The organism is Nonomuraea sp. NPDC050540 (assembly GCF_044457485.1).
GTDB lineage: Bacteria > Actinomycetota > Actinomycetes > Streptosporangiales > Streptosporangiaceae > Nonomuraea.
Genome location: NZ_JBITHA010000008.1, coordinates 390,001 through 416,974, shown reverse-complemented (window position 1 = coordinate 416,974; position 26,974 = coordinate 390,001). Strand labels below are relative to the sequence as shown.

Genomic DNA, 26,974 nt, shown 5'->3' with positions numbered 1-26,974 from the left:
CATCCTCACCCCTGGCCGATACTTCAAGGATGGAGCAGGTCGAATATCTGGAGCCGTCGCTCGCCCAGGTGATCGAGCGGATCGGCCCGCAGTACGTCACGGTCGTCGAGGCGCCGCACGGCGTGGACGTGCCGGTGTCAGGGCCCGCCATCCTGGACCCGGTGCTCGACGAGGCGCCCCGCCCGGGAACGCTGGTCCTGCTCGTCGGCCTGACCGCCGGCTCGCCGGACGCCGAGGCGACGCTGCACGGTCTGACCGGAGCCGCCGCGGCGGTCGTGCGCGCCGGCGTCGCCGACGCGAAAAGGCTGGCGCCCGCCGCCCGCGCGGCCGGGATCGCCCTGGTCGCGCTGCACACGCAGATGCCGTGGAGCCTCCTGCACACGATGGTCGAGGACGCCGTGCTGCTCGGCGACAGCCTGATCTCCGCCCCCGGCCTGCTCGAAGCGCCCGGCCGCGACCTCGGCAGCGTGCCGCTCGGCGACCTGAACGCGCTGGTCAACGTCATCGCCGAGACCTTCGACCGGCCCGTGGGCATCCTGGACACCGAATGGCGGCTGCTGGCGTACTCGGCCGTGCCCGGCCAGGTCAACGACGAACTCCAGCGCCAGGTCATCCTCACCAAATCCGTGCCCGCCTCCAACGCGCCGCGCGAGACCCGCCGCCTGCTCCTCACCACCCAGCAGGCGCTGCGCTTTCACACCGGCGAGCCGTTCGACAACCCGGAACAGCGCGTCTGGCGCATCGGCGTGGGCATCCGCAGCGGACCCGAGCCGCTCGGCATGCTCTGGATACTCGAAGGCCACGAGCGGCTGCCGGAAGAGCGCCTCGTGCTCGCGGAGGAGTTCGCCCGCCTGGCCGGGGCCCACCTGCTGCGTGCCCGCACCGCCCGCGACGCCGACCGCGAACGCCGCGGCCGCCTCGTCGGCGACGCCCTGGACGGCGACGCCGCCGCCTGCCGCCGCCTGGGCCTGCCCCGTACCGGCCTGGCGGTGCTGGCCATCACCTCACAGGGCCAGCCCGAGCACCTGCTCGACGCCGTGGCCACCTACCTGGACGCCTACCGCCGCTCGGCCGCCTGCGTCCTGCGCGACCACACCGTCTACTGCCTCCTGCCGGCGCCCGACCTCCGCACCGCCCGCGACACCGCCGCCGACCTGGCCGGCCGCCTGGCCCCCCGCCACCGCCTGACCGCCGCCGTGGGCTCCCTCGCCACGGCCGACACCCTGACCGTCTCCCTGCGCCACGCCGACCTGGTGCTCACCGTGCTGCGTTCCTCGGGCGCGCGGGTGGCCACCATCGACGAGGTACGGCCCGCCGCCGCCCTCATCGAACTCCAATCCCTGCTGTCCGCCCACCCGGACCTCCTGCTCCACACCTTCACCCCACCTGCGGGGGAGGAGACGGTCACGGCCTGGCTGGAGGCCCACGGCGACATCCGCGCCGCCGCCGCGACCCTGGCCGTCCACCCCAACACCCTCCGTTACCGGCTGCGGCGCCTGGAATCCTCCGGCTACGACCTCTCCACCCCCGACGCCCGCCTCACCACCTGGCTCCGCCTCCGCCTCACCCAACCCCACCCTTGACCCCCCGGCCACCTCGGCGACCGTCGCGGGGTCAGCGTAGGGCGTCTACGGGTTCCATTCGGGCGGCTCGGAGGGCTGGGTAGAGGCCGGCGAGCAGGCCGACCAAGGCGCCCGCGATCGGGGCCGCGACGGCCAGCCGTACGTCCAGAACGGGGGTCCACTGCTTGATCGCGCAGATCACCACGATCGCCACCACCCCCACGGACGCGCCGACCACGCCGCCGGTGAGGCCGGTCAACGACGACTCCAGCAGGAACTGGGCGGCCACATGGCGGCGGGCCGCGCCCAGCGCGCGGCGCAGGCCGATCTCGGTGACGCGTTCCATGACCGTGACCAGCGTGACGTTCGCGATGCCGACCGCGCCCACGACGAGCGAGACCAGGCCGAGGATCAGGAAGAGCGCGTTGACGTCGTTCTCGACCCCGTCGCGTGCCCTGGTCGGGCTCTGCGGGGCGGTCACCTGCAGCATGGCCGCGTTGCCGGGGCTGAGCGCGAGCGGCGCCTGCTTCGCGATGAGGTCGGCCGCGCCGATGCTGGTGTTGATCAGCACGCGGGTCACCTCGCGCAGGCCGAAGCGCTGGCCGATGGTGGGCGGCAGCAGGACCGCGCTGCCCAGGCTCTTCTCCCGCCGCAGGTCGCCGAGCACCCCGATGACGGTGTACGCGTGCGTACCGATGAACACGGCCGGAGCGCGGTCGAGCCGCGTCACCCCGAGCAGTTGCGCCGCCCGCTCGCCCAGCACCACCACCTTGTCCCCGCGGGCCAGATGCCCGGCGTCGAAGTAGCGGCCCTGGACCATACGGCCCTTCACCGCCGAGGGCAGCCCGGGACTGCTGGCGACCACGGTCAGCGTCAGCTCGGTCATCCGGCTCGGATCGACGAGTTCGTTGGCCCGGACGCTGATGTTGGCGCTCTCCTTGGCCTCGGCCACCGCGGCGGCCGAGGTCACCCCGCGCAGGCGCGTCACCTCTTCCACGTCGCCCCACCCGACCAGCGGACGGTCGTCGGCCGGGACGTCCACGGTGACGGAGGTGGCGGTCAGCTCGTCGAAGCGGCCGACGATCTGGTTGCCGGCGGTGGCGGCGGTGCCCAGCGTGATGACGAGGGTGGCGATGCCCAGCACGGTCCCCAGAGCGGTCAGCGCCGAGCGGACCGGACGGGCCAGCAGGCCGGCCGCCGCCTCGGCCCACAGGTCAAGGATCTTCACTGAGCACTCCGTCCGTGATCCGCAGCCGGCGCCGAGCCCTGCCGCTCACCTCGTTCTCGTGGGTGATGACGACGATCGTCATCCCCTGCGCGCACAGATCGTCGAACAGGGCGAGCACGCCCTCGGTGTTCTTGCTGTCCAGCGCGCCGGTCGGCTCGTCGCACAGCAGCAGCGAAGGCTCGCCGAGCAGGGCGCGGGCGATGGCGGCGCGCTGGCGTTCGCCGCCGGACAGCCGTTCGGGCGGGAAGTCCACCCGGTGGGAGAGGCCGACCCGGTCCAGTTGTTCCAGGGCGCGGGCTCTGCGGGTTTTGCGTTCGCGCCCGCCGTACACCTCGGCCAGCATGACGTTCTCCACCACGCTGCGGTGAGCGAGCAGGTGGAAGGACTGGAACACGAAGCCGATACGGCTGCCGCGCAGCCTGGTCCGCGCGCTGTCGGGCATCGAGGTGGTTTCGATGCCGTCCAGCCGGTAGCTGCCCGAGGTGGGACGGTCCAGCATGCCCAGCACGTTCAGCAGCGTCGACTTGCCCGATCCGGACGGGCCGACCACCGCCACGTAGTCGGCCGCGTGCACGCGCAACGACACCCGTGACAGCCCGAGCACCGGCGGGTCGGCGGGGAACTCCTTGGTCAGCTCGGTCAGCTCGATCACCGCCTCAGGCACCGCCGACCACCACCCGGTCGCCCTCCTTGAGCTCGCCGGTGACCTCGACGTCGCCGTCGGCGGTCAGCCCGGTGCGTACCTCGACCTCCTTCGTCCGGTCCTTACCGACCTCGACCTGCACCCGCGGCCGGCCGTCCGCCGCCGTGACCACGGCCGCGACCGGCACCGACAGGACCTTCTCCCGGGTCGCGCCGACCGTCACCCGCACGGTGACACCCGCGCCGGACAGGCCCTTGAGACCGGCCATCGACTTGGGCGTGATCAGCACAGCCTCCGAGCCGAGCTTGGCCTTGCCCGCTCCTACCGAGCTGACGGTGGCGGGAATGGCCTTGCCCGCCTCGGTCTCGATCACCGCCGCCAGCCCGTGCTTCAACAACTTCGCCTCCGCCGTCTCCACCGAGCCGGACACCACGAACGTCGAGCTCGTCACCGTGGCGAACGCCTTGTCCACCACCCCGCCCGCCTTGACCGCCGCCTTGTGCAGCCGGGCCGGCAGTTTCGGCAGGAACACCACCTCGCCCGCGGGGACGGTCGTGCCGTAGGTGAGCGTGTACTCCGCGAGGATCGCCCTGGCCGCGGCCAGGTCCTTCTGCGCCCCTGCCACCTTGAGCTTGACCGGGGACAACTGCCTGGCCTGCCGCAACGCCTGGTCGGCCGTGGCGAGGGCCTCGCGGGCGAGCCGTACCGCCTTGCGCGCCTCGGTCAGCCGGCGCTCGCGCGCCTGCTCCGCCTCCACCTGGACGCGGTCGAGCGCCCGGCGCGCGGCGTCCAGGTCGGCGCGCGCGTTGGCGACGCGCAGCTCCTTCAGCCTGCCGTCCGACGGGGTCGGCGAGGGGCTGGGCTCCGGCCGGCTCGCCTCCTGCTCGGCCTCAAGCAACTTCTCCTCAGCCGTCCGTACGGCGGCCTCGGCCGCCTCCACCTTGGCCGCGTCCTCGGGGGTGAAGTGGGCCGCCTCGTCCAGAGCCCGGCCGGCGTCCCGGAGGTCCTGCTCGGCGTTGGCCAGCTTGAGCTTGAGCGGCCCCACGTCCCGCCCCTGCTCCAGGGCCTTGCGCTGGTCGGCCAGCACTTCCTGAGCAGTCTGTACGGCCCGGCGAAGTTCGTCACGCCGCTGCCTGGCCTCGATCGTGGGCTGCTGCGCCGCGTACCCCTTCTTGGCGTAGAAGCGCGTCACCGCCGCGACCGTGGCCGGATCGAACACCCCCGACACCCGCACCCGCAGCGCCCGCTGCAACTGCCGGACGTCGTCGCCTTTGGTGCCCGGGGCCAGCGTGCGGTGCATCGGCACCTTGCCGGTGAAGGCGAAGACCGGGCGGCCGTTCACCTCCATGAGCGTCCCGCCGTCCCTGACCTTTCCCGGCCGCGGGGCGCGGGTGGCGCGCTGGAGTGCCTCACTGCCGCCGACGACTCCGGCCAGCATGATCGGCTGCGGCGAGCCGTACTCCAGAGTGCCCGCGACGACCACGGTGCTGACCAGCTTGCGGCGCTCCACCAGCGCGGTGACCAGCGACGGCTTGGGCGGCGTGCGCAGCGCGGCCTCGTCCGCCGGCGAGCGCAGCCGCGTGCTCACCCCCCAGCCCGCCCCCGCGACCACGACGACGCCGGCCAGCACGACCAGCAGCTTCTTCTTCCTCACGACTGCGGAAGGAAGCCGAACTTCAGCCGCGCCTCGGTGTTGAGCCGCGTGCTCAGAGGGTTGAACGCGGCATAGAACTCCTTGCCGCACTCCAGGTCGGTCAGCGCCGACTTGATCTCTCTCGTCAGGTACGGCCGCGCTTCCGCCGCCGAGGGCTCCTTCTGCTTGGCGACCAGTTCCTCCCACTCCATCGGACCCCTGTTGACCAGGTCGAGAGGCTTGCTGGAGCTGACCTTCTCCCCCTTGCCGGTCAGGCACTGCGCGAACGGCCCGGCCAGCTCGTTGAGCTTGGCGTCGCCGTTGAGCTCCCTGTCCACCTTCTCGATCTCCTTGGCCGTCATGTCCGAGAAGTCGGCCAAGGACTTGACCTCGAAGCCGAAGACCTGCTTGACCGCGGTGGTGTAGCAGGTCTTCGCCTGCAGCTCGTACGCCTCCCGCTGCCCCTTGTCCAACCCCGCCTTGATGGCCTCGTTGGGATCCTTCCTCTCCGGCTCGCCCCCCTCGTCTTTATAGACAAACCGGGAAAAGGCCCCGTACCCATGCTTGGACCTGACCTCCTTCAAACTCGCGTAGTCGCCGCTCGCCACCCGCTTCTGAAGGTCGGACTGCTTGAACGGCGGCACGTGGATCACATATTTGAAGCCCTTCTGCTTCATGCAGTCCGCGATCAGTGTTTCCCGCTCGTGCCGTTTGTCCTTCGCCCCGGATTCCGGGGCGGCAGCCGTACTCTCTGCACCGCACCCCGCCAGCAGCGCCAGCCCCAGCAGGCCGCAGACGGCCAGTCGCTTCTTCATGCCGGACACTCTGGGCCCCGCGTTCATCCGCCCCGTAGTACCCGCGTATCGGCCGTGTATCAGTTGGCGTTTACCGTGCTCTGACGGTGTGCTTGACTCCTCCCTTGTAGCCGCAGCCTCGGGGAGGGGCCATGGGGGAGTTCGTCGGGATCGACCCCCGCCGGGCGGAACAACTGATGCGGGAAATGGCCGGTGGCCAGGCCGTTCTGGGCCGCGCCAGGCCGGGTCTGGAAGCGGCCATCGCCGAAGCGGGCCCCTCCTGGACCGGCCCCGCCGGCACCACGGCCATGCACCAATCCTGGGCCTTTCTCGACGAGACCCAGCGCGACCTGAAATGGCGCGTGGACACGCTCCGGCAAATGGTCCCCGGCACCGGCCTCCTGAGCGGATCCCTGCCCTTCTTCAGTGAGACGGAGGCGGCCCGCCAGGGCACGGCCGACGGCCGCCGCATAGCGGACGCCCTGAAAGAGCTTGAAATCGACCACACGGTGGAGACCTGGCGCGCGGTCACCGAGGCCGCCGCCGCCGCGACCTCCCACCTGACCGACCCCGCCTACGCCGCCGCCCTGCTCAACGCCCTCGGTCCCGACAGGTTCCGCGCGTTGTTCATGCACTGGATGAAGAACAGGGGCCCGGCCATGGACAAGGGCCTGCCTCCCGGCGTCCTCCAGCAGAGCGGCCTGGGTCCGCTGGCCCAGGCGTACGCGAACGCCGAACGAGCCGGCCGCCTGGACACGAAATGGCTGGACACCTTCGTCGAAACCACCCAGCCCGGCGTGCTGACCGCGTTGATCACGCTGTCCCGCCCGTCGAGCAGACTCCTGAACCAGGTGGCCACCCGCGTCCTGGGCCGCCCCCTGGCCGCCGACCTCCCGACCAGCCCCAACTGGAACCTGAACGCCCTGATCGACGCCTACACCCACGACCCCGCCGCCCTGCAGTCATTGCTGGCCACCAACAAGAACGCCGCAGGCTGGCTCCTGCACCCCCAGCGCATCCGGCTCAGCGGCGTGGACGGCCTCCAGACCAAGCTGGCCGCGGCCCTGAACCAGGCCCTGGCCCAGGGCCCCCACCGCGACCAGGCGATGTTCAACATCATCCGCACCATGGGCGCCGAGAACAGCCCGTGGATCTCCACCGGCTGGGGCATCTGGAGAGACTCCCCGATCAGCGAAACCCTGGCCGCCAACATGGGTCCCTACCTCGACCAGCTGGCCCGCGCCCAGTCCCAACGCGACTCACCCGAACTCACCGCCATCTACCCCACATCCCCCTGGAACACCCTCACCCCCGACGACGCCTCCCGCTTCGTCGGCGTCCTGATGCAGGACGCCGACGCGGCGAAGCTGCTGATGAAGGCCTCCCAGGACTACACGCTGAGCCTCGACATCGGCCGCTTCCGCCCCTTCGGCGACGAGGCCACCCAGGACCAGTACACGTCCCGGGCTGCGCTGGCGGGGGGAGTGGCGAACCTGATGCTGAGCGGGACCACGTACGCGGAGTGGGCTGACGACGAGTACGCGGATTGGGTGGCGGGGGTGGCGTTGCTGCCTGTGTCATGGCTTTCCAACAAATACTGGCCCATCCAAAACCCCACAACAGCCACCGGCCGCGACATCGGCTTGGACGCGGCGAAAGACGGCCTCAAGGGTCTGATCACGGACTACCTTGACAAAAGGACCCCTGCCACGGCGAAGGACGTTGGCGACAGCATCGTGTACAAGCAGGTTCAGTGGATAACGGAGTCGCTGAACGAGCATGGACAGAAACCGTTGACGGCCTCCCAGCGGAATGAGGTACGGATGGCCTTTCGAGGGCGCCTCTATGAGGCCTTGGTCACGGCATTGAAGCAGCGGGGAGGGTGAAAGTGACTATTCCAAGCCAGGGGCAACTGCTGCTGCAGGCTGCGGACAAGGAGCTGCTCGCCGCCACGTTCATGAGATATGCCGAAGAACTTGACCAGGTCTTCTCCGGAATGCTGGCGCAGCCCCAGACCGTCGACACGTTCTGGAAGGGTCCCGCCGCAGGGCGCTTCACCACCCAGGCGGCGCAACTCGCCCGTGAGATCCGCCTGCTCAGGGAAGCCTGCGTGTCCACCGCTGAGCGCCTTCGCCGGCAGGCCCAGCTCACCCGAACCGAAGCGGCTCAGCTTTCCAGCTGAGCCGTGCGTCAGGCTCCGCGCTCGTAACAGCTGGTCTTGCCGACGATCATGATGTGGGGTTTCTGCCCATTGCGAATGGTTATCGCAAACGTAACTCCTGTAGTGGAATGCTGGAGTACCGCCGTTCCGAGGTTCTCGTCACGAAGATCCAGGTCATCCACAATGCTGGAGTAGCTGCGCAGTCGCAGCCAACTCGCCAGCAGTCCGGCTACGCTCCCCGGCGACTGCTTGTACGGCGGCCCTTTGAGATCCCCCTGCGCGCGAAAGAACCGCTGCACCTGGCCCTTCAGGCACCCCACTTCGCCATCCCGATCCGCCCGTTCAGTCACCGCGGCCGACCCCACGGAGCGCATGTCCTGCGAATCCAGCAGTTTTTCCCCATCGGCGACGAGCAGTTTCGCGGCCTCATCCAGGCCGGGTTTCTCAGGATCCCCTGAACAGCCCGTTATCCCGAAAAGGGAAACGAGCGCTGCTGCGGCTGCCAGTCGTCGAATGTCTGGGCGCACGACCGGGACACTACCCAACCCGTACTCCCACGTACACCTGTCAAGGCGTCACGCCAGGTAGAGCCGATCCCGGAACGCCCCCCGCTCCTCACGCTTGGCGGCGGCCGCCTTCTCGATGGCGTCCCAGTCATGCCCGTCGACGGTGGCGATGGCCCGCAGCACCTCATACACGTCCGCGATCTCCCCGGCGACCTCACTGTCCGAGGCGTCACGTAGCTCGGCGGACTCCTCGAACAGCTTCTCCACCAGAGCCCGGCGATACTCGGCCAGGTCAAGCACGCGCACGATCGGCTCGCCGCCGTTCTGCCGGATGATCTCCGGGATGTTGTCCCGCACCAGCTTGCCCATGACGCGCGAGCCTACCGAGTCGCAGTGACATTCCTCGGTGATCGCGAACTACCCTGAAACGATCAATATCGCGATCAGGGCTGGTATGTCCGGATGACTGTGGAGTTCTTCCGTGAGGAGCCGACCGCCCGCACCTCATGGCGGCTGGCGGTGCTCATGGGCGCCAACGTGCGTACCTACAAGTTCGCCCTGGGTGAGGCGTTGCTGGGCGCCGCGGCCCAAGGGCAGGGCGACATCCTGCTCAAGGACCTGGCCGGGCCGTACGCGATGAGTCTGGTGGAGCATCTGGCCCAGGCGCCGCAGGCGTCGCCCAAGGTCGTGGCCGCCGGGGCGGATTTTCTTGCCGTGGCCCGGGAGGAGGCGGCCGAGTCCATGCGGTTCGGCGGGCCCACGGAGAAGCTGCTGGCCGCCGCGATGAAGTCGATGCCCGCCATGGTGATGCGGAAGTTCCACCGGCTGCGCGGCGACGGCGGCGCCGAGGTTCCCCATCGGTTCTATGAGGTGACGGGGCCCGCTCGCGAGCGCGTGATCAGGCTGACGGGGCCGCTTCTTGAGGTCGCGCTGTCCGAGCAGCGGCCGAGCTTGCTGGCGGAGCTGGCGGCGCGGTGGGGCATCGTCGAGATGTCGTTCGCCGCAGGGGTGGGCAGAAGCCTGGTCGAGGAGGGGGTCGCGGTCGACCTGGAGACGCTGCGGATCACCGACAAGGAACGGCGGCGCCCGGTCGCGGGAGTCACCGAGGCCGTCATCGGGTTCCAGCATGGCCGCTGCGGCATTTGCGGCGATCCGCTCATCCTCGGCGTCGATGAGATCGCGGTCGACCACGTGTTCCCGTACTCGTTCAGGCGCCTCATGCCCGCCATCGATCTGGACGCGATCTGGAACCTCGCCCCCGCGCACCGGCCCTGCAACGCCCAGAAGAGCAACCGGCCGCCCACGCCCGGCCAGCTCACCCGGCTGGCCATGCGGAACGAGGCGATCATGCTGTCGCCCCATCCGCTGAAGCGCACCCTCCAGCTCACGCTGAAGCGGCACGGCTTCCGGGGCGGTTGGTGGCACTTCATCCAGGGGGTGCGCGATCAGCTCGGGTAGCTGGCCGTACCGTGAAGGCGTGGGGGTCGTCTAGATTGCTCAGCACAGGAGGTGGGCGATGCGACGGATCGTTCTCGTCGGGCTGGGCGACGTTGAGCTGGTTCGGCGCGTGCTGTCTGATCTGCTGCTCACCCCCGCCCTTCGCGGGCAGCTGGAGGTTGTGCTTCATGACGTCGATCCGGGGCTGAGGGCCACGGCGGAGGCGCTGGTCAGGTCGCTGGATGCCGAGGCGGACGCGCGGGCCGTGATCGGCGTGAGTGCCGAGCGGCGGCGGGCGCTGGCGGGGGCGGATTTCGTGGTGGCCGCCATTGACGTGGGCGGGTTCGAGGCCACGCTCAAGGACTTCGAGATCCCCCACCGGTACGGCCTGCGCCAGACCATAGGCGACACCATCGGCATAGGCGGCATCTTCCGCGGCCTGCGCGGCATCCCGACGTTCGTCGAGCTGGGTCACGAGATGGCTGAGCTGTGCCCCGAGGCGTGGCTGCTGAGCTGCAGTGATCCGATGGCCATGACCGGTCTGGCGGTGCAGCTCGCCACCGGTTTCACCCGGTTCGCGGGCTCCTGCCACGCGGTCTGCGACACCCATCTCTATCTCGCCGATCTGGTGGGCAGGGGGCTCGACGAGGTGGAGTTCGTCACCGCGGGGCTCAATCACCAGTCGTTCGTGCTGCGGTTCGAGGCTGAGGGGCGCTCGCTCTATCCGGAGCTCGATGCCGCCCTGGCCGCCGACGATCAGCATGTCCGCGTGGAGATCTACCGGCGTTTCGGATATTTCCCGACGGAGTCGAGCGAGCACGCGGCCGAGTACTTCCCCTGGTTCATGCGGCACAAGGACGAGACCTCGCGCCTCGGCGTCCAGGTCGAGGAGTACCTGAGGCGCAGCGGTCAGACCCTGCACCGCTACGAGGAGACCAGGCGCGCGCTGTCGGCGGGACGCTCCCTGCTGGTGCGCTGGCAGCACGCCGAGCCGGCCTCCGTGGCGATGCTGGCCATGCTGACCGGCCAGCCCAAGGAGGTCTACGTCAACGTCCCGAACGAGGGCCTCATCGAGAACCTGCCGCGCGAGGCCTGCGTGGAGGTCCCGGCCCTGGTCGACGCCGCCGGCATCCACCCCAAGCGGATCGGCGAGCTCCCGGTCCAGCTCGTCGCGCTCAACCGGACCTTCCAGAACGTGGTGGAGCTGACCGTGCGCGCCGTACTCGACGGCGAAAGACGGCACGTCCACCACGCCGCGATGGTCGACCCCAACACCGCCGCGACGTTGCCGCTGCACGCCATCGAGGCGTTGTGCGACGAGCTGATCGACGCCCACGGCGACCTCATGCCGGAAGGGGTGCGCCGATGACCGAGCCCGTGCCCACGGAGGTGCGGCGCGAGCGCATGCTCGGCCTGCTCATGGAGCAGGAGTTCGCGCGGGTGGCCGAGCTCGCCGAGGCGTTCGGCGTGTCGAGCGTGACCGTCCGCGCGGACCTCGACGCGCTCGAAGAGCACGGCAAGGTACGACGGGTCCGCGGCGGAGCGGTGGCGGCGGGCCCACCGGCGGCCCCGGGCGAACCGTCGTTCGAGCAGTCACTCGGCGCCGCCGCGGTGGAGAAGGCCCACATCGCCAAGCTCGCCGCCCATCTGGTGCGCTCCGGTGACAGTGTGCTCATGGGCGCCGGGACCACGACCACGTACGTGGCCAGGGAGATGGTGGCCCGTACCGATCTGACCGACGTGACGGTGTTCACCAACGGGCTGCGTACCGCGCTGGAGCTGGAGCCCGCGCTCCCGCGGTTCGCGATCGTCGTGACCGGCGGCAGCCTGCGCCGGGCCCAGCATTCGCTGGTGGACCCGCTGGCGAGCAAGCTCCTGGAGGGTGTGCGGGCGGCCAAGGTCTTTCTCGGTTGCGGCGGGGTGCATCCGGAGGGCGGGTTCACCAACGTCAACCTGCCCGACGCGGAGATGAAGCAGCGCATGCTCAAGGCCGGCACCCGGCGGATCATGGTCGCCGACTCCACGAAGCTCGGCGTGATCGAGATGGCTCCGATCTGCCCGCTGAACGGCGTCGACCTGCTCATCACCGGTGAGCAGGCCGATCCCGAGGTCGTGCGGTCGTTGCGGGCGGGCGGGCTAGAGGTTCAGCTGGCGTAGGGAGTCGGGCAGCAGGTCCCAGTGCGCCCGGGTCAGGTCGTCGCACATGCGGGAGATGTCCTCCAACGGCAGGGTCGCCGAGGCGTTGGGGTCGACCATGACGGCGTGCCGTACATGATCGGGGCGTCCTTCCCGCGCGGCGCGGACGGTCAGTTCCGCGACGCTGACATAGGCCTGGTTGAGCGCCGCGCACTGCGGCGGCAGCGCGCCCACCCTGGTCGGGCGCACGCCGCCGCCGTCGACCGCGCACGGCACCTCGACCACGCAGCCCGCGGGCAGGTTGGAGATGAGGCCGTCGTTGACGACGTTGCCGTAGACGATCCGCGGCGTGCCCGTCGCGATGCTGTGGATGATCTGCGGGGCGTACTCGTTGGTGCCCTCGACGGTCAGGGCCCGCCCATGCAGTACGGCGTCGCGGGTGCGCCCGTATTCCGCGAGGTTCTCCGCGCTGATGCGGACATAGTCGCCGACCGGGATGCGCAGTCGTTCGATCTCGCTGTCGTGCCTGAGCAGCCACGGCAGGTATTCGGCGGAATGCTCGCTGGTCTCGGTCGGGTAGTAGCCGAGCCGGCGGAACATCTCCACCCGTACCCGCCGGCTCAGCTCGGGGTCGCGTACGTCGAGCCGGTCGTAGAGGTTCTCGCCGTCGCGCTCGAAGCGCAGCACCCAGGCCTGGTGGTTGACGCCCGCGGCGAGGTAGGTGACCTCCTCGTACGGCACGCCGACCAGCGCGGCCAGATCGTGCATGGTCCAGTAGACCGAGTGGCACAGGCCGACGACGTTGCGCACCTTGCCGGACAGGTACCAGACGTTCATGGCCATCGGGTTGGTGTAGTTCAGCAGCCAGGCGTCGGGGCAGACCGCGTTCATGTCGGCGGCCAGGGCGTCGAGCACGGGGAACGTGCGCAGCGCGCGGAACACCCCGCCGACCCCGATGGTGTCGGCGATGGTCTGGCGCAGGCCGTAGCGGGCGGGGATCTCGAAGTCGGTCACGGTCGCCTCGTGTCCGCCGACCTGGATCATGTTGATGACGAAGTCGGCGTTCTCCAGCGCGTACTTCCTGTCGAGGCTGGCGCTGAGGTTGGTGACCCCGACGTGCCGCGCGACCGCCTCGGCCACCTCCAGGCGCTCGGCGTCGATGTCGTGCAGGGCGATATGGGCGTCTTTGAGCTCCGGAAAGGCCATCAGGTCGGCCAGCAGGCCCTGCGTGAACACGACGCTGCCCGCGCCGACGAAAACAATCTTCATGAAGTGGCTTCCTCCCAGGTGGGCTGCGCCGCTGTGCCCCCCGCGGCTCGGGTCGAGAGGGTTCCCGCCTTCGCGGCCACGGCCAGGCTCCGCCGTACGGCGAGGCCCTTCGCCCGCGCGGCGAGGAAGCCCGCGTTGAAGCTGTCACCGGCGCCGACGGTGTCCACGACCCGGGCCGGTGTGGCGGGGACGCGGATCACGGCGCCGTCGTGCACGGCGAGGGCGCCGTCGGCGCCGCACTTGATCACCGGCGTGGTGATCCTGGCGAGCTCGGCCGCCGCTTCCTCCACGGTCGCGGCACCGGTGACGGCGAGCGCTTCGCGGTCGTTCGGCAGGAAGTAGTCGGTGACGGCGAGCAGTTCGTCCAGGCCCTTCCACCGGCCGGACGGGTCGTCGTTGGTGTCGAGCGAGGTCGTGGACGCGACCGTGCGGAAGTACTCCGCCAGCCCCGAGCCCAGCTCCGGCTGCAGAAAATAGGAGGAGACGTGCACATGGGCGGCCCGGAGACCGTCCGGAATGTCCGCCACCGTCAGCCGGTCCAGGCAGCCCGTGGCGGTCAGAATGGCCCGGTCGGTCCCGTCGGCGAGCACGACCGTGAGCGCCGTCCCCGCGCCCGGATCCACCACGCAGGACGAGACGTCCACGCCGCGTTTCTCCAGCTCGTCGAGGACGAACCGGCCCGCCGCGTCATCGCCCACCCGGCCGGCGAAGGCGGTACGCAGTCCGAGCCGGGCCGCGCCGCACGCGGTGATGGCCCCGGAGCCGCCGAGCGTCAGCCGTCCCGCCTCGACGAGTTCTTCGCGCTGACCGAAGGCGGGGACCCGGGGCGCGCCGGCGACGATCACGTCCGGATTGGCGTCACCGACGACGAGTAGGTCGAAGTCCATGCCCCGGACCCTCGCAGCGCCTTCAGTAACTTGTCAATACTTTCGTTTCAGAGGGCATTGACAAGTTTTCGAAAGTCATCATGATGGGCTCCAACGCAATCCCCCCGCCAGGAGGTCCCATGCCCGGCCCAGTCTGCCCGCCGCCGAACGGCGGGCGCCGATGACGTCGACGCTGGTACGGCCGGCGGCCGACAAACACGTCAAACACGCCGCACCCCGGACACGCAAGCGGGGCGACGGCCGGCTCGCGCTCGTCTTCCTGGCTCCCGTCCTGGTGGGGTTCGGGGTTTTCTACCTCTATCCGGCGGTACGCGGCGCCTGGTTCTCGATGACCGACTGGAACATGCTGTCGGAGCCCGAGTTCGTCGGCCTCGACAACTACGAGCGGCTGGTCGGCGACCCGCTGTTCTGGAACGCCATGAAGGTCACCGGGTTCTACGTCGTCATGACGGTGGTCGTCCAGGTGGGCCTCGGGCTGCTGCTCGCGGCGCTGCTGCACAGGCTGACCCGATCCCTGGTGGTCAGGACGCTGATGGTGGTGCCCTGGCTGGTCCCGGGCGTCACCACCGCGCTGCTGTGGATGTGGCTGCTCGATGCCAACCTCGGCTTCGTCAACCACCTGCTCGTCGGCCTCGGGCTGCCGAACCAGGGCTTCCTGACCTCGCCCGACCTCGCGCTGCCGAGCATCTCGCTGATCAACTCGTGGAGCGGGACCGGCTACACCGCGCTGCTGCTCTACGCCGGGATGCTGCTGATCCCCAAACAGATCTACGAGGCGAGCGCGATCGACGGCGCGGGGGAGCTGCGGCTGTTCTTCAAGGTCACGCTGCCGCTGCTGCGGCCGATCCTGGCGTTCGTGCTGGTCATCTCGCTGATCACGGCCGTGCAGGTCTTCGACACCGTCGCGGTCGCCACCAAGCCGGGCGGCGGCCCGGTCAACGCCACCCGGGTGATCTACTTCTACATCTACCAGCGGGCCTTCACGAACTTCCAGATGGGCTACGCCTCGGCCATGGCGCTGACGCTGGTGCTCGTGCTGGGTGTGCTGACCTTCGTCCAACTGCGCCTTCTGCGCGCCTCGACCTCGGACCTGTCATGAGACGCGCACTCGGGTGGGCCTGCCTGATCCTGGCCCTCGTCATCTCGTTGTTCCCGCTGTACTGGATGATCAGGACGGCGATCACGCCTGGTAGGGAGCTGGCCGGGGACAATTCCGGATTTTTCCCGCAGAACCCTACTTTGTTTAACTTTGAGCGGGTTCTGGGGCTGGTGAGCCCCGAGGAGTCGCGGGCGGCCGGGGGGTCGGGTGCGGAGCTGGACTTCTTCCGCTATCTCGGCAACTCGATCGTCTACACGGGCCTGATCACGATATTTCAGACATTGTTCTGCGGAATGGCCGGCTACGCCTTCGCCCGCCTGCACTTCTTCGGGCGCGACGTCCTGTTCGGTCTGTTCGTCGGCGCGCTGATGGTCCCGCCGATCTTCACGTTGCTGCCCAACTTCGTGCTGGTCAAAGAGCTGGGATTGCTCGACAGTACGGCCGGCCTCGTCGCCCCGAGCCTGCTGATGACCCCGTTCGCCGTCTTCTTCCTCCGCCAGTTCTTCCTCGGCTTCCCCCGCGAGGTCGAGCAGGCCGCGCTGATCGACGGCGCGACCAAATGGACCATCTTCTGGCGGGTCGTCCTGCCCATGACCAAGGGCCCGCTGTTCACGCTCGCGCTCACCACCGCGGTCTGGACCTGGAACGACTACCTGTGGCCCCTGCTCGTCGCGCCCGGCGAGGACACCCGCGTGCTGACCACGGCGCTCGGCCTCTTCCTCAAGCAGTCGCCCAACACCCACCCCGACTGGACCGGCCTGATGGCCGGCTCGGTGCTGTCGGTGATCCCCGTGCTGCTGCTCGTGGCCGTCTTCGGCCGCCGCCTGGTGGATTCGATCCAGTTCTCTGGAATGAAGGGATAAATCATGAAGCGAGGCATCTTGGTGCTCGCACTGCTGGCGGCCGGTTGCGGCGGCGCCCAGCAGGCCCCGGGCAAGGTGACGCTCACCTACGGCCTCTGGGACGACGTCCAGCAACCCGCCTACCGGCAGTGCGCCGACGCCTTCACCCAGGCCAACCCCGACATCACCATCAAGATCACCCAGAACGCCTGGGACCAGTACTGGCAGAACCTCACCACCCAGATGGTCGCCGGCGGAGCCCCCGACGTCATCACCCTGCAGGCGTCCTACTACCCCCAGTTCGTCAAGAACGGCCAACTCCTCGACATCCAGCCCATGGTCGAAGCCGACAAGGTCGACCTGGCGCAGTACCGCCCCGGCCTCGCCGAATCCTGGGTCAAGGACGGCGGAAGATACGGCCTGCCCAAGGACTGGGACACCATGGCCGTCATCTACAACACCGACCTGGTCAAGAAGGCCGGAGTAGACCTCTCGAACCTCACCTGGAACCCCGCCGACGGCGGCACCTACGAGAAGGCCATAGCCCGCCTCACCATCGACAAGAACGGCAAACGGGGCGACGAGCCGGGCTTCGACAAGACCAAGGTCGCCACGTACGGCATGGTGCCCGAGCTCAACGACGGCTCCCTCGGCCAGAACACCTGGGCCAACCTGGCGGTCTCCAACGGCTTCTCCTTCATCGACAAGAACCCGTTCGGCACCAAGTACTTCTACGACAATCCCCAACTGGCCGAAACCGCGGCCTGGTACAGACGCCTGATCGAAAAGGGCTACATCGCCCCCTACGACAAGACCAGCACCCTGGGCACCGACGCCGTCCTGGCCGCCGGCAAGGGCGCCATGGGCGTCACCGGCTCCTGGATGATCACCACCTACCTGGGGGCGAAGGAGCGGAGGTTCGCCTTCGCGCCCCTGCCCAAGGGCCCGCTGGGCCGTAAATCCGCCATCAACGGCCTGGCCGACGCCATCTACGCCGGCACCAAGCACAAGGACGCCGCCTGGAAGTGGGTCAAGTTCCTCGGCTCCACCGCCTGCCAGGACATCGTCGCCAAGGCCGCCGTCGTCTTCCCCGCCATCACCTCCTCATCGGACAAGGCGCTCCAGGCACACGAGGCGGCTGGCCGCGACGTGAAGCTCTTCGTCGACCAGGCGAACGACAAGGACGGCACGTTCCTGCTCCCCGTGAGCGACCACGCCGACGAGATCAACGAGATCGTCGGCACCGCGATGGAACAGGTATGGCTGGGCGAAAAGGACGCCCCCTCCGCACTCACCACGGCCAACACCCAGGTCAACGCCCTCTTCGAAAGGGGATGACATGAAACTCCTCGCCCTGACCTCCCTCTTACTGACCGGCCTGCTGACCCCGGCCCCGGCCGCCGACTGGGTCCCCTCGGCCTCGGACCGCTGGCAGTACCAGCTGCAGCCCACGGCCACCGGGGCCGGAACCGCAGGCGGCATCCGCCTCAACCTCTGCGCCGTGCCGTACACCGGAGGCGCCTGCGTGAAGCCCGACGTCTACAACATCGACCTCTACGGCCCCGACAAGGTCACCCCGAACAAGACGGCCGTCAACGCCATCCACGCCGCCGGCGGCCACGCCATCTGTTATGTGTCGGCCGGAAGCTGGGAGGACTGGCGCCCCGACAAGAACAGCTTCCCGGCCTCCGTGAAGGGCAACGACCTCGACAACTGGCCGGGCGAGAAATGGCTCGACATCCGCAAGCGCGACATCCTGCTGCCCATCATGAAGGCCAGGGTCGCCAAATGCGCCCAGGCGGGCTTCGACTCCGTCGAATTCGACAACGTGGACGCGTTCCAGAACGAGAACACCGGCTTCCCCCTGACCGGCGCCCACCAACTCGCGTACAACAAGGCCTTGGCCGACCTCGCCCACTCCCACGGAATGTCCGTAGGCCTGAAGAACGACCTCGACCAGGTGGATGCGCTGGTCGGCCGCTTCGACTACGCGGTGAACGAAAGCTGCCAGGCCTGGGACGAATGCGAAGCCCTTGACCCGTTCCTGGACGCCGGAAAGCCCGTCTTCCAGATCGAGTACACCGACGAAGGCGCATCGGCCCGCACAACCTGCCCACCCGCGAACAAGGCCGCCCGCAGCACCATCCTCAAAACCCTCGCCCTCACCGCCACCCCCTGGACCCCCTGCCGCTGACCAAGGTCAGCCTGGCGTTACACGCAATTCGAAATCCGGCGCGTACAAGGCGGGGTCCAGAAGCTGGCCGGCCGGAATTCCGGCCTTGTAGGCGTCGGTGAGAATCCGGCGCACGCGCCCCCCGGCATACCCCATGTCCGGCTCGGGGTCCTCGATTCTGGTGAACCCCGCAGCCTGGCGATCGTCGGTCCACACATGGCCGAGTAGCCGTCCACGCCGATCGTGCAGACCAGCCCGGCGTATCGGCCCGGTGGCCTTGAAGTCGTAGAAGTCGTTTCTTGAGACGGTAACGGGGGTCACGTAGTCATAGAAACGAGGGTTCGGGGTTTCAGTCATCAACAGGTCCTTTCCACCCGAGGTCAGCGTCCATGGACGGTGGGGCATCCCAGTCGGGTGGCCTGGTCCAGCCGTCCGGGATGACGTCCGCTTCCATGTACCACTGGCCGTCCTTACGGTACACACCGCGAACGAAGTACGACGTGTCGCGGCGCAGGAGGATCTCGCGTTCGGTGGTCAGTCCGGTGATGGGATACATGTTGAGCGCTTCGTGCCCCTTGGGGACGCGCAGCATCACCCGGAGGTCCCCGTCGAACCCCCCGCGCCGCCCCACGCTCGTGCTCAAGTACCCCGGTTCGGTGATGACGGCGCCTTCCAGAGCCTCCATTTCCTCAGGCGACTTGAAATCGACTCCCATGGCCTCCAGGAGCTTCTTGTCCACGCCTCTGTGCAGAACAACGTCAGAGGGCAGGGGAGACCTGGCGATCGCCTGATCCATGGCGGCGATATGGTCGGAGACGTTGGGAGACCAGACAACCTGGGGATCAATAGCCTTTGCCCGCAGAGCCGGGTTGATTCTCAGGTAGCCGTAGCCGCCGTAGAAACGTAATGCGCGCAACTCCTCGGGCGACAGATACGGCACTGGCAGATTGTCCCGTGCCCATGCGCGTCCTTCGGCATTGCTGTTGTGACGTAGGGCGGTGTCCAGCGGGTTCTTCAAAGCCGCGCCGGGATCGTTGGGACGGATCACGGCCTTGGCGGCCTTGCCGAGCGCCCCCGCGGCTCGGGTAGTGGCTGAGGCAGCACCGCCGGCGCCCGCGGTGGTGACGGCAGCCACGATGTCCGGAAGAAGGCGCCCGAACGCGCGATCGGGATTGGACACCCAGGTATCCCAGTCCACCGCCGACTTCACGAACGCACCCGGGTTCTGAACGCCGTAGAGCAGGCCTTGGGTCATGTCGTTGACGCTGCGCTGCCAGCCCATGAAGTCGGCGACCGCCCGGATGGGAGAGTAGTCGATCACCATCTTCCCGAGCCCGGCCACGCTTTCCACAGCGCCCTTGGCCGCTTCGATCGTCTTGTCGCCGGAGTTCAGGTTCGTGTCGAAGGTGGCCTGGGCCTGGTGGCCGGCGCGGTCCCAGAATCCTCCGGCCGTCGGCAGAACCGCTCCCGGAGCGAAGAGGGAGCCGTCGACGGAGACGGGTGGCTTGCCCGCGCCGAAGAGCTCCGGCCTTTCCAGCTCCATGCGTTCCAGGAGCAGCAGCCGCCTGTTGATGTCAGGGCCCTGGGTTCCGGCCCACGCCGCTGTCTGACGGACGGTGTCGGCTGAGGCGGTCGGCAACCAGGCCCCACGGAGGATGGACCACAGCTCCTCGCCGATTGCGTCCAATGATGCTTCAGCCTGGCGCAACGCATCCTTGAGTGCGCGGACCCCCTCAGGGACCATGCCCTCCAGCTGGCTCACCTCTAGCTCGGGCTGTCCGTCGGCGTACGAGCCAGCAGTGCTCGGAGTTCGGTCACCGCGTCGGCGCACCCTCTGCTCAAGGCCTGGCGCTGAGCGGCCAATTCATCGGCGAATCGCTCAGCGGCCGGGCCGGTCCAGACGTTCTGGGCCATGAGCCCGGTCGCGCGGTCGAGGGCGGGCCTGGCTTGATCGGTGAGTTGCTCGACCCGGCGTAAAGCCTGTTCCACTTGCTCCCGCGTCATGGACGACTCCCTTGGGCGCGCTGGCCAAGCTCGGTGTTCAAGCTCTTGGCCATTGGACTGCACCTCATTCGGCAAAGCAACAGCATTGCCGGGATTGGTCTGCAGTGTCAGGTGGGGCTCGGCTCTCATGGAGTTCTTAGGCGGGCTTTATAGCGCTTTTCGCTCATATTGCTGACGATGGGGCGATGGAGCGCGTGCCGCAGGATGCCGGGCGGGTTCGGCGATTCGTCGTCGTGGGCGGTGCGCTGCTGGTCGTGGCGGTGGCGGCGTACTGGATCGGGAGCCAAGGAGGACGCGGTGGTGAGGCCGCGCCCAGGCCAAATGCGACGCCGACGCCCAGTGCGACGCTGACGACGCCCGAGGTGTTCAAGCGGGTCGGGCCGTCCGTGGTGGTGATTCAGGCCGGCAAGGCGTTCGGGACCGGGATGATCGCGGCCGAGGATGGGACGATCCTGACGGCGCACCACGTGGTCAAGGGCGCGAAGGACGTCACCCTGACGTTCGCGGACGGGACCAAGGCGAAGGCCGTCGTCGCGTCGTCGAATCCCAAACGGGACATAGCGACGCTCAAGCCGGAAAGGCTGCCGGAGATCGTCGTCCCGGCCACACTCGGCGGCGTCGTCGCGGTGGGCGCGCCGGTCGTGGCGATCGGCAACCCGCTCGGGCTGACCTACAGCGTCTCGACCGGGGTCGTGTCGGGTCTTGACCGTACCTCCAAGGAGGGTGATCTGAGGGGGCTCATCCAGTTCGACGCCTCGGTCAATCCGGGCAGTTCGGGCGGGCCTCTCCTGGATGCTCGCGGGCTGGTCATCGGGGTCGTGGTGTCGATCGCCGATCCGGGCGGCGACGAGGCGTTCGCCGGGATCGCGTTCGCGGTGCCGATCGGCGTGGCGCTGGGCGGCGACGAAGGCGACGGCCCGCCGGGCGGGCCCCAGATCTGAAGGAAGGCCATGACCCATCCGCTGGAACAGGTGTTGTTCGAGGTCAAACGTACGATCGTCGGGCAGGACGTCCTGCTGGAGCGTATGGCCGTGGCGCTGATCGCCGACGGTCATCTGCTGGTGGAGGGCGTGCCGGGCCTGGCCAAGACGCTCGCGGTGAAGTCGCTGGCCGCCGCGATCGCCGGGAGCTTCCAGCGCGTTCAGTTCACGCCGGACCTGGTGCCCGCCGACCTCGTGGGTACGCGGGTCTACCACCAGCACTCCGGCGAGTTCCGCACCGAACTCGGCCCGGTCTTCGCCAACCTGCTGCTGGCCGACGAGATCAACCGCGCCCCCGCCAAGGTGCAGAGCGCCCTGCTGGAGGTGATGCAGGAGCACCAGGTGACGATCGGCCGTGAGACGTTCCGGGTGCCGGAGCCGTTCCTGGTGATGGCGACGGAGAACCCGATCGAGTCCGAGGGCACCTACCCGCTGCCCGAAGCGCAGGTCGACCGCTTCATGATGAAGGTGGTCGTCGACTATCCGACGCAGCCGGAAGAGCAGGCGATCGTCGCACGGGCGCTGCGCCCGCCCGAGCCGCCGCAGCCGACGGTGACGGCCGAGGACCTGATCGCGATGCGAGCCCGTGCCCAGCAGGTGTACGTCGATCCGGCCATCGTCGACTACGCGGTACGGCTCGTCGCCGTCACGCGTTCCCCCGCGACCGCCGGACTGGGCGAGCTGGAGCGGTACGTCACCTACGGCGCCAGCCCGCGGGCGTCCATCGCGCTCGTCACCGGCGCGCGGGCGCTGGCGTTCCTGCGCGGCCGCGACTACGCCCTGCCGCACGATCTGTCCGAGCTGGCCCTCGACGTGTTACGGCACCGCCTCGTCCTGTCCTACGAGGCCCACGCGGACGACGTCGACCCGGACACGATCATCACCAGGGTGCTCGGCGCCGTCCGCGCACCCGACGTCGTCCTCCAGAACCGCTGAACCCCATGGCCACCGCCCCCGAAAGGCTCCTGCTCCGCCTGGAGTGGAAGGTCGTCCGCAGGCTGGACGGCCGGCTCCAAGGCGCCCATCGCACCGCGCATCGCGGTTCCGGGATAGATTTCACCGGTTTGCGCGCGTACACCGACGGCGACGACGCTCGCCACATCGACTGGAACGTGACCGCCCGGCTGGACGAGCCGCACCTGCGGGTGTTCACCGAGGACCGCGAGCTGACGGTGTGGCTGGTGCTCGACCGGTCGGCCTCGATGACGGCCGGGCGGCCGGGGCGCGGCAAGCACGACGTGCTCGCCGAGCTGGCGCTCGTCCTCGCCCGGCTGTTCGGCAGGGGCGGCAACCGTGTCGGCGCGCTGCTGTTCGACGCGGGGGTGCTGCGCGTGGTGCCGCCCGGCACCTCACGCCGGCACACGTTGCGGATCGGCGCCGAGCTGGTACGCACCGCCGAGGCACGCGGCGCCACCACCACCGACCTGGCCGAGATGCTCGATGCCGCCGGCCGGCTGGCGCGCCGCCGCGCCCTTGTCGTCGTGCTGTCGGACTTCATCGGCGACGGCGACTGGGAACGCTCACTCCAGCGCCTGGCCAGGCGGCACGAGGTGGTCGCCCTGCGGATCACCGACACCGCCGACGACGTCCTTCCCGAAGCCGGGCTGATCGTGGTCGAGGACGCCGAGACCGGCGAGCAACTCGTCGTCGACTCCGCCGACCCGCTGCTCCAGGTTCGGTTCCGCGCCGCCGTCGACGCCCGCGACGCCCGGCTCGCGGCGGGCATGCGGCGGGCCGGCGTACCCGTCCACCGCGTCGACACCGACCGCGACCTGGTCGAAGCGCTGGTCGAGGTCGTCGCCCGGACCCGGGACCGGTCGCCATGACCCTTTCCTCCCCGCTGCTGCTGATCATCGGGCTGCTCGTCCTGGCGGGGCTCGCCTGCGCGGCCGTCGTCACGGCGCGCCGCCGGGCGGCGTCGCTCGCGCGGGCGGGGGTCGCCGTGCCGGCGGGCCGCCGGCCGTACCTCGGAGTGGGTCTGACCATCGCCGGCGTCGGGGTGCTCGCGATCGCCACCGCGGGACCGGCGGCGATGGTGCCGGTGCCGCGGACGGCGGGCACCGTCATCCTCGCCATCGACGTCTCCAACAGCATGGGCGCCGACGACGTCGCGCCCACGAGGCTGGCGGCCGCGCAACGGGCGGCCCGCGCGTTCGTGGCGGCGCAGCCCGAAAACGTCGACATCGGCGTTGTCGCGTTCGAGAGGGGCGCGCTCACCACCGCCCGGCCCGACGCCGACCACTCCGTCGCGCTCAAGGCCATCGACCGGCTGAAGATCACCGGCGGCACCTCGCTGGGGACGGCCATCACCGCCTCACTCTCGGCGATCACCGGCAAGCAGGTGACCATCGGCCGCGACATCGGCTACTGGCCGTCCGCGACGATCGTCATGTTCTCCGACGGCCAGAATCTGGGCGCCGACGTCGAACCCGCCGCAATCCTCGCCCAGCGCGCGAACGTCCACATCCACACCGTCGGCGTCGGCACCACCGCCGGGACCACGGTCAAGGTCGACGGCTACCACCTGCAGACCTCGCTCGAACAGGACACCCTCACCTTGATCGCGCAGACCACCGGCGGCGCCTACCACCCCGCCTCCGACACCGCGCGCCTCGACGGCATCGCCGACACGATCGACCTGCGACTCACCGTCTCCGACGAGCCGCTGCCCCTGGCCGGTGGGCTGATCGGCCTCGCCCTGGTGCTCCTCACCGCGGGCGCCGCGCTCACCGTGCTCCGGTCGGGACGGGTGATCTGAATGACGTTCTCCTGGCCGTGGGCGCTGCTGTCCGTTCTGGCCATCCCGCTGATCTTCGCCATCCGCGAGTGGGCCCGGCGCCGCCGCCGGCGTGCTGCCGTGCGTGTCACCTCTCTTGCCCTGGTACGCACCGCGTTGCCGAGCCGTACCCGCTGGACACGGAAAATCCCCCCGGCGCTCCTCATATCCGGACTCGCGCTCCTGGCAGTCGGAGCCGCGCGGCCACAGGCGTCGGTGCCGGTGCCGTCCACCTCGGCGACGATCCTGCTCGCGCTCGACACCTCCGGCTCCATGTGCTCCACGGACGTCGACCCCAACCGCATCACCGCCGCGAGGAAGGCCGCGGCGCAGTTCATCGAGTCGCAGCGGGGCGGCCCGCGCATCGGCCTGGTCACCTTCGCCGGAAACGCCGGCCTGCTCGTACCTCCCACGGACGACACCGACGCGCTGATCAAGGCCCTGGACGGCCTGTCCGTGTCCCGCGGCACCGCGATCGGGCAGGCCATGCTCGCATCGATCGACGCGATCGCCGAGGTGGACCCGTCGGTCGCCCCCACCGGGGCGGACATCGGCGCGGACTCCGGCCCTGGTTTCGCCGGCGCCGCGATCGTCGTGCTCACCGACGGGGCCAACACCCAGGGCGTCGACCCGCAGATCGCCGCGCAGGAGGCGGCGCTACGCCGCGTCCGCGTCTTCACCATCGGCTTCGGCACCACGAACCCGGCGCCGATGGTCTGCGACAACTCCCAGTTCGACGGGCGCGGGTTCGGCTGGGGCGGCGGCCGTGGCGGCTTCGACCGCGGCCGCAACCCCCGCACCATCGACGAGCCCGCACTCAAGCAGATCGCCCAGACCACCGGCGGCTCCTACCACCGCGCCGAGAACGCCGGCCAACTCCAAGCCGCCCTCGACACGCTGCCCGGCAGCTTCACCGTCATTCGGCAACGCGTCGACACCGCTGCCTACTTCGCCGCAGGCGGCGCTGTCCTCATTACCTTGGCCCTGTCCCTCTCGCTCTGGTGGAACCGCTCCCTACGCCCCGTATAGACGGGCGATGTCCTCCGATTCGGGCCAGCCACTGTAGGCGGGCGACTTCGGCCAGCCGTCGGGCGAGTCCTGCCACTCCTCCTGCCGCCCGTACGGTAGAAGGTCGATCAGCGGGAAACTGTGGCTGATCTGCTCGGTACCCCGGCCGCTGGTGTGCCAGGTCCGGTACACGGTGTCGCCGTCACGCAGGAACACGTTGACCGCGAACCCTTCACCCGGCCCCGCGCCCACGTCGGCGCCGAACGGGCTGTTCGCCGTGGAGTACCAGTCCATCTTGTTCCCCACACGCCGTTTGTAGGCGAGTGCTTCGTCGATCGGACCCTGGGTGACGATGACGAACCGGGCGTCGTAGTTCTCCAGGAAGTGCAGGCGGGTGTACTGGGACGTTAGCCCGGTACACCCTGAACACTGCCATTCCTCGCCCGGGAACCACATGTGGTTGTAGACGATCAGCTGCGTCTTGCCGTCGAAGATGTCCGCCAGCCGGATCTTCCCGTTCTCGCCCTCCAGGATGTAGTCGGGCATCCGCACCATGGGCAGACGGCGCCGCTGCGCGGCGATGGCATCGAGTTCCCGGGTCGCGGCCTTCTCCCGGACGCGTAGCTCGTCCAGCTGACGCTGCCAGGTGTCGGCGTCGACAATGGGCGGAAGCGCGTTGGCGCTCATGGGTCCCCCTTGATCATGTCCGCTTCCTGTTGTGTACAGAGGTAGACCTGGCACGGCCGTCAAACTCATCGGCGACTACCGAAGTCGCGAAACGAGAACACACACAGCAGCCCCAGAACGTGCACCGAACGCGTGTCCGCCGCCAGGCTCATGATCCAGCTGACGTGCCGATGGACCGACAATCTCAAGCTGTACAGGTTGTCAGTTCGCCAGCCATGCGGACGCTGTCGCCTTGGGGCGACTTTGAGCCCATGGAGGACCTGGCGCATTTCAAGATCATCTATGATGCTGCTCTGATCACGCCCGCACGCCTGCTCCAGAGTGCCTTCAGCGGCCTACCAAGGCAAAGAAATGTAGATATAAACCGCAGCGCAGGGGCTGAAGCGTCGATTGAGGTAGGTGCTTCGGCAGAATTCGGACCGTGGCACCCGCTTTAGGAGAGCGGTGCTCTATCCCCTGAGCTACGGAGGCGGACGCGACAAGCCTAGCGAAGTCTGGGAGCGCATGGGTCGCCCGGGCGGGGGTGAGTTGCCGGAGCTGGCGGGGTCAGTACTGGGATGGGGTGGGGTAAAGGGATCGCCAGCGATCCCCTAACCGATCATGGTGCGTGGATAGCGTCGGGCGGGTGACGAACAGGGGACGTAAACAGAGGCCAACGGTGCTGGTGGCCGCGTTGCTCGCGCCGGCGATTCTCGCCGGCGGGCTGATGGTGGGGGAGGGCGTCGGGTACGACGGGGAGCGGGTCGCCGTGGACAGGGTGCCGCCGGGGGTGGGGTTGGCGTTTGAGCCGGTTTATGTGCCTGCGCCGGCTCGGGCGGATCTGGTCTACGAGGGGAGCCTGCCTGCGCCTCGGAAGCCGGAGGAGGTGAGGGTGCGGGTGGTGGATGTGCCTGCGGTTCCTCCTGCCGGGGAATCGGTGGTGCGGCGGGAGGCGCCGGAGCCGGTTCGGGGGGAGCAGGAGCAGAGGAGTGGGTGTCCGGGGGAGTGGGAGGAGACCTGGCTCTGGGAGTTGTGCCGGGAGCGGGAGCAGCCTCCTGCCTGACGACACCGACGGCCTGACGACACCGACGGCCTGACGACACCGACGGCCTGACGACACCGACGGCCTGACGACACCGACGGCCTGACGACACCGACGGCCTGACGACA

The 26,974-nt window shown here is 69.1% G+C and carries 27 protein-coding genes and 1 tRNA gene; 15 read left to right on the top strand and 13 right to left on the bottom strand.

The genetic code is table 11. The annotated features are described in order from the left end of the window. The first annotated feature begins 29 nt into the window (after nt 1–29). Entirely contained in the window at nt 30–1,583 is a 1,554-nt protein-coding gene (locus ACIBI5_RS28845; RefSeq protein WP_397251866.1) for a PucR family transcriptional regulator, read from the top strand. A gap of 31 nt (nt 1,584–1,614) precedes the next feature. Here the strand turns inward: ACIBI5_RS28845 and ACIBI5_RS28840 are convergent, their stop codons facing one another. Genes ACIBI5_RS28840 through ACIBI5_RS28825 form a run of 4 tightly spaced genes read right to left on the bottom strand, consistent with a single transcriptional unit; the run spans nt 1,615 to nt 5,881 of the window. Further along, nucleotides 1,615–2,790, bottom strand: a complete 1,176-nt coding sequence (locus ACIBI5_RS28840; RefSeq protein ID WP_397251865.1) for an ABC transporter permease — start codon at nt 2,788–2,790, stop codon at nt 1,615–1,617. Then, entirely contained in the window at nt 2,777–3,454 is a 678-nt protein-coding gene (locus ACIBI5_RS28835; protein ID WP_397251864.1) for an ABC transporter ATP-binding protein, read from the bottom strand. Before ACIBI5_RS28835 ends, ACIBI5_RS28840 begins: the two co-directional genes overlap by 14 nt. After that, nucleotides 3,447–5,087 carry a peptidoglycan-binding protein gene (locus ACIBI5_RS28830; protein WP_397251863.1) on the bottom strand — a complete coding sequence of 547 codons (1,641 nt, stop codon included), beginning with the start codon at nt 5,085–5,087 and terminating at the stop codon, nt 3,447–3,449. The genes ACIBI5_RS28835 and ACIBI5_RS28830 overlap by 8 nt, the downstream gene beginning before the upstream one ends. Next, nucleotides 5,084–5,881: a hypothetical protein gene (locus ACIBI5_RS28825; RefSeq protein ID WP_397251862.1), complete on the bottom strand. Its 798-nt coding sequence runs from the start codon at nt 5,879–5,881 to the stop codon at nt 5,084–5,086. The genes ACIBI5_RS28830 and ACIBI5_RS28825 overlap by 4 nt, the downstream gene beginning before the upstream one ends. Nucleotides 5,882–6,012: 131 nt before the next feature. Here ACIBI5_RS28825 and ACIBI5_RS28820 point away from each other — a divergent pair, with 131 nt between their 5' ends. Continuing rightward, complete coding sequence (locus ACIBI5_RS28820; protein ID WP_397251861.1) at nt 6,013–7,746, top strand: hypothetical protein; 1,734 nt, start codon at nt 6,013–6,015, stop codon at nt 7,744–7,746. Between the two features lie 2 nt (nt 7,747–7,748). Beyond that, entirely contained in the window at nt 7,749–8,042 is a 294-nt protein-coding gene (locus tag ACIBI5_RS28815) for a hypothetical protein (protein WP_397251860.1), read from the top strand. Between the two features lie 8 nt (nt 8,043–8,050). Here ACIBI5_RS28815 and ACIBI5_RS28810 read toward each other — a convergent pair whose 3' ends face one another. Together ACIBI5_RS28810 and ACIBI5_RS28805 are read right to left on the bottom strand one after the other, a co-directional pair. Next, the gene (locus ACIBI5_RS28810; RefSeq protein ID WP_397251859.1) at nt 8,051–8,548 is read right to left on the bottom strand and encodes a hypothetical protein; all 498 of its coding nucleotides are present in this window, start codon (nt 8,546–8,548) and stop codon (nt 8,051–8,053) included. A gap of 48 nt (nt 8,549–8,596) precedes the next feature. Next, the gene (locus ACIBI5_RS28805; RefSeq protein ID WP_397251858.1) at nt 8,597–8,896 is read right to left on the bottom strand and encodes a nucleoside triphosphate pyrophosphohydrolase; all 300 of its coding nucleotides are present in this window, start codon (nt 8,894–8,896) and stop codon (nt 8,597–8,599) included. A gap of 93 nt (nt 8,897–8,989) precedes the next feature. Between ACIBI5_RS28805 and ACIBI5_RS28800 the strand changes: the two genes are divergently transcribed. The 3 genes from ACIBI5_RS28800 to ACIBI5_RS28790 are packed head-to-tail and all read left to right on the top strand — an operon-like array spanning nt 8,990 to nt 12,121. Beyond that, nucleotides 8,990–9,985 carry an HNH endonuclease gene (locus tag ACIBI5_RS28800; RefSeq protein ID WP_397251857.1) on the top strand — a complete coding sequence of 332 codons (996 nt, stop codon included), beginning with the start codon at nt 8,990–8,992 and terminating at the stop codon, nt 9,983–9,985. Between the two features lie 58 nt (nt 9,986–10,043). After that, complete coding sequence (locus ACIBI5_RS28795; protein ID WP_397251856.1) at nt 10,044–11,333, top strand: alpha-glucosidase/alpha-galactosidase; 1,290 nt, start codon at nt 10,044–10,046, stop codon at nt 11,331–11,333. Next, entirely contained in the window at nt 11,330–12,121 is a 792-nt protein-coding gene (locus tag ACIBI5_RS28790) for a DeoR/GlpR family DNA-binding transcription regulator (RefSeq protein WP_397251855.1), read from the top strand. The genes ACIBI5_RS28795 and ACIBI5_RS28790 overlap by 4 nt, the downstream gene beginning before the upstream one ends. Here ACIBI5_RS28790 and ACIBI5_RS28785 read toward each other — a convergent pair. Both ACIBI5_RS28785 and ACIBI5_RS28780 read right to left on the bottom strand, forming a co-directional pair. Then, nucleotides 12,101–13,369, bottom strand: coding sequence for an alpha-glucosidase/alpha-galactosidase (locus tag ACIBI5_RS28785; RefSeq protein ID WP_397251854.1), 1,269 nt, complete (start codon nt 13,367–13,369; stop codon nt 12,101–12,103). The genes ACIBI5_RS28790 and ACIBI5_RS28785 overlap by 21 nt on opposite strands. Further along, nucleotides 13,366–14,256, bottom strand: coding sequence for a carbohydrate kinase family protein (locus ACIBI5_RS28780; RefSeq protein ID WP_397251853.1), 891 nt, complete (start codon nt 14,254–14,256; stop codon nt 13,366–13,368). Before ACIBI5_RS28780 ends, ACIBI5_RS28785 begins: the two co-directional genes overlap by 4 nt. A 160-nt stretch (nt 14,257–14,416) precedes the next feature. On the opposite strand from ACIBI5_RS28780, the gene ACIBI5_RS28775 reads away from it, so the two are divergent. From ACIBI5_RS28775 to ACIBI5_RS28760, 4 genes are read left to right on the top strand one after another with little or no spacing between them, the layout of a single operon-like run. Continuing rightward, nucleotides 14,417–15,355 carry a carbohydrate ABC transporter permease gene (locus ACIBI5_RS28775; RefSeq protein ID WP_397251852.1) on the top strand — a complete coding sequence of 313 codons (939 nt, stop codon included), beginning with the start codon at nt 14,417–14,419 and terminating at the stop codon, nt 15,353–15,355. After that, nucleotides 15,352–16,218, top strand: coding sequence for a carbohydrate ABC transporter permease (locus ACIBI5_RS28770; protein WP_397251851.1), 867 nt, complete (start codon nt 15,352–15,354; stop codon nt 16,216–16,218). Before ACIBI5_RS28775 ends, ACIBI5_RS28770 begins: the two co-directional genes overlap by 4 nt. A gap of 3 nt (nt 16,219–16,221) precedes the next feature. Beyond that, complete coding sequence (locus ACIBI5_RS28765) at nt 16,222–17,535, top strand: ABC transporter substrate-binding protein (RefSeq protein ID WP_397251850.1); 1,314 nt, start codon at nt 16,222–16,224, stop codon at nt 17,533–17,535. 1 nt (nt 17,536) lies between these two features. Further along, a complete protein-coding gene (locus tag ACIBI5_RS28760; protein ID WP_397251849.1) occupies nt 17,537–18,391 on the top strand; it encodes an endo alpha-1,4 polygalactosaminidase in 855 nt (284 codons plus the stop codon). Nucleotides 18,392–18,397: 6 nt separating this feature from the next. On the opposite strand, the gene ACIBI5_RS28755 is transcribed toward ACIBI5_RS28760, so the two are convergent. From ACIBI5_RS28755 to ACIBI5_RS28745, 3 genes are read right to left on the bottom strand one after another with little or no spacing between them, the layout of a single operon-like run. Beyond that, a complete protein-coding gene (locus tag ACIBI5_RS28755) occupies nt 18,398–18,727 on the bottom strand; it encodes a hypothetical protein (RefSeq protein ID WP_397251848.1) in 330 nt (109 codons plus the stop codon). Beyond that, nucleotides 18,720–20,132 carry an ADP-ribosyltransferase gene (locus ACIBI5_RS28750; RefSeq protein WP_397251846.1) on the bottom strand — a complete coding sequence of 471 codons (1,413 nt, stop codon included), beginning with the start codon at nt 20,130–20,132 and terminating at the stop codon, nt 18,720–18,722. Before ACIBI5_RS28750 ends, ACIBI5_RS28755 begins: the two co-directional genes overlap by 8 nt. A gap of 2 nt (nt 20,133–20,134) precedes the next feature. Next, nucleotides 20,135–20,374 (bottom strand): hypothetical protein, encoded by a 240-nt coding sequence (locus ACIBI5_RS28745; protein WP_397251845.1) that lies wholly within the window; start codon nt 20,372–20,374, stop codon nt 20,135–20,137. A 185-nt stretch (nt 20,375–20,559) separates the two neighbouring features. Between ACIBI5_RS28745 and ACIBI5_RS28740 the strand changes: the two genes are divergently transcribed. From ACIBI5_RS28740 to ACIBI5_RS28720, 5 genes are read left to right on the top strand one after another with little or no spacing between them, the layout of a single operon-like run. After that, a complete protein-coding gene (locus ACIBI5_RS28740; RefSeq protein ID WP_397251844.1) occupies nt 20,560–21,315 on the top strand; it encodes a S1C family serine protease in 756 nt (251 codons plus the stop codon). Nucleotides 21,316–21,324: 9 nt separating this feature from the next. After that, nucleotides 21,325–22,290: an AAA family ATPase gene (locus ACIBI5_RS28735; RefSeq protein WP_379619947.1), complete on the top strand. Its 966-nt coding sequence runs from the start codon at nt 21,325–21,327 to the stop codon at nt 22,288–22,290. A gap of 5 nt (nt 22,291–22,295) precedes the next feature. Next, nucleotides 22,296–23,180, top strand: a complete 885-nt coding sequence (locus tag ACIBI5_RS28730; RefSeq protein ID WP_397251843.1) for a DUF58 domain-containing protein — start codon at nt 22,296–22,298, stop codon at nt 23,178–23,180. After that, nucleotides 23,177–24,112, top strand: a complete 936-nt coding sequence (locus ACIBI5_RS28725) for a VWA domain-containing protein (RefSeq protein ID WP_397251842.1) — start codon at nt 23,177–23,179, stop codon at nt 24,110–24,112. Before ACIBI5_RS28730 ends, ACIBI5_RS28725 begins: the two co-directional genes overlap by 4 nt. Further along, nucleotides 24,113–25,159 carry a VWA domain-containing protein gene (locus tag ACIBI5_RS28720; protein ID WP_397251841.1) on the top strand — a complete coding sequence of 349 codons (1,047 nt, stop codon included), beginning with the start codon at nt 24,113–24,115 and terminating at the stop codon, nt 25,157–25,159. On the opposite strand, the gene ACIBI5_RS28715 is transcribed toward ACIBI5_RS28720, so the two are convergent. Together ACIBI5_RS28715 and ACIBI5_RS28710 are read right to left on the bottom strand one after the other, a co-directional pair. Next, a complete protein-coding gene (locus ACIBI5_RS28715; RefSeq protein WP_397251840.1) occupies nt 25,145–25,825 on the bottom strand; it encodes a DUF899 domain-containing protein in 681 nt (226 codons plus the stop codon). The genes ACIBI5_RS28720 and ACIBI5_RS28715 overlap by 15 nt on opposite strands. Before the next feature lie 400 nt (nt 25,826–26,225). Next, a tRNA-Arg gene (locus tag ACIBI5_RS28710) sits at nt 26,226–26,291 on the bottom strand. Nucleotides 26,292–26,974 lie beyond the last annotated feature (683 nt).

Bases quoted from the DNA above. Each gene is read 5' to 3' on its own strand.
- ACIBI5_RS28820 (WP_397251861.1), top strand. From the start codon at position 6,013: ATGGGGGAGTTCGTCGGGATCGACCCCCGCCGGGCGGAACAACTGATG.
- ACIBI5_RS28800 (WP_397251857.1), top strand. From the start codon at position 8,990: ATGACTGTGGAGTTCTTCCGTGAGGAGCCGACCGCCCGCACCTCATGG.
- ACIBI5_RS28755 (WP_397251848.1), bottom strand. From the start codon at position 18,727: ATGACTGAAACCCCGAACCCTCGTTTCTATGACTACGTGACCCCCGTT.
- ACIBI5_RS28720 (WP_397251841.1), top strand. From the start codon at position 24,113: ATGACGTTCTCCTGGCCGTGGGCGCTGCTGTCCGTTCTGGCCATCCCG.
- ACIBI5_RS28735 (WP_379619947.1), top strand. From the start codon at position 21,325: ATGACCCATCCGCTGGAACAGGTGTTGTTCGAGGTCAAACGTACGATC.
- ACIBI5_RS28725 (WP_397251842.1), top strand. From the start codon at position 23,177: ATGACCCTTTCCTCCCCGCTGCTGCTGATCATCGGGCTGCTCGTCCTG.
- ACIBI5_RS28795 (WP_397251856.1), top strand. From the start codon at position 10,044: ATGCGACGGATCGTTCTCGTCGGGCTGGGCGACGTTGAGCTGGTTCGG.
- ACIBI5_RS28730 (WP_397251843.1), top strand. From the start codon at position 22,296: ATGGCCACCGCCCCCGAAAGGCTCCTGCTCCGCCTGGAGTGGAAGGTC.
- ACIBI5_RS28760 (WP_397251849.1), top strand. From the start codon at position 17,537: ATGAAACTCCTCGCCCTGACCTCCCTCTTACTGACCGGCCTGCTGACC.
- ACIBI5_RS28715 (WP_397251840.1), bottom strand. From the start codon at position 25,825: ATGAGCGCCAACGCGCTTCCGCCCATTGTCGACGCCGACACCTGGCAG.
- ACIBI5_RS28825 (WP_397251862.1), bottom strand. From the start codon at position 5,881: ATGAAGAAGCGACTGGCCGTCTGCGGCCTGCTGGGGCTGGCGCTGCTG.
- ACIBI5_RS28790 (WP_397251855.1), top strand. From the start codon at position 11,330: ATGACCGAGCCCGTGCCCACGGAGGTGCGGCGCGAGCGCATGCTCGGC.
- ACIBI5_RS28845 (WP_397251866.1), top strand. From the start codon at position 30: ATGGAGCAGGTCGAATATCTGGAGCCGTCGCTCGCCCAGGTGATCGAG.
- ACIBI5_RS28775 (WP_397251852.1), top strand. From the start codon at position 14,417: ATGACGTCGACGCTGGTACGGCCGGCGGCCGACAAACACGTCAAACAC.
- ACIBI5_RS28745 (WP_397251845.1), bottom strand. From the start codon at position 20,374: ATGACGCGGGAGCAAGTGGAACAGGCTTTACGCCGGGTCGAGCAACTC.
- ACIBI5_RS28785 (WP_397251854.1), bottom strand. From the start codon at position 13,369: ATGAAGATTGTTTTCGTCGGCGCGGGCAGCGTCGTGTTCACGCAGGGC.
- ACIBI5_RS28780 (WP_397251853.1), bottom strand. From the start codon at position 14,256: ATGGACTTCGACCTACTCGTCGTCGGTGACGCCAATCCGGACGTGATC.
- ACIBI5_RS28740 (WP_397251844.1), top strand. From the start codon at position 20,560: ATGGAGCGCGTGCCGCAGGATGCCGGGCGGGTTCGGCGATTCGTCGTC.
- ACIBI5_RS28765 (WP_397251850.1), top strand. From the start codon at position 16,222: ATGAAGCGAGGCATCTTGGTGCTCGCACTGCTGGCGGCCGGTTGCGGC.
- ACIBI5_RS28770 (WP_397251851.1), top strand. From the start codon at position 15,352: ATGAGACGCGCACTCGGGTGGGCCTGCCTGATCCTGGCCCTCGTCATC.
- ACIBI5_RS28805 (WP_397251858.1), bottom strand. From the start codon at position 8,896: ATGGGCAAGCTGGTGCGGGACAACATCCCGGAGATCATCCGGCAGAAC.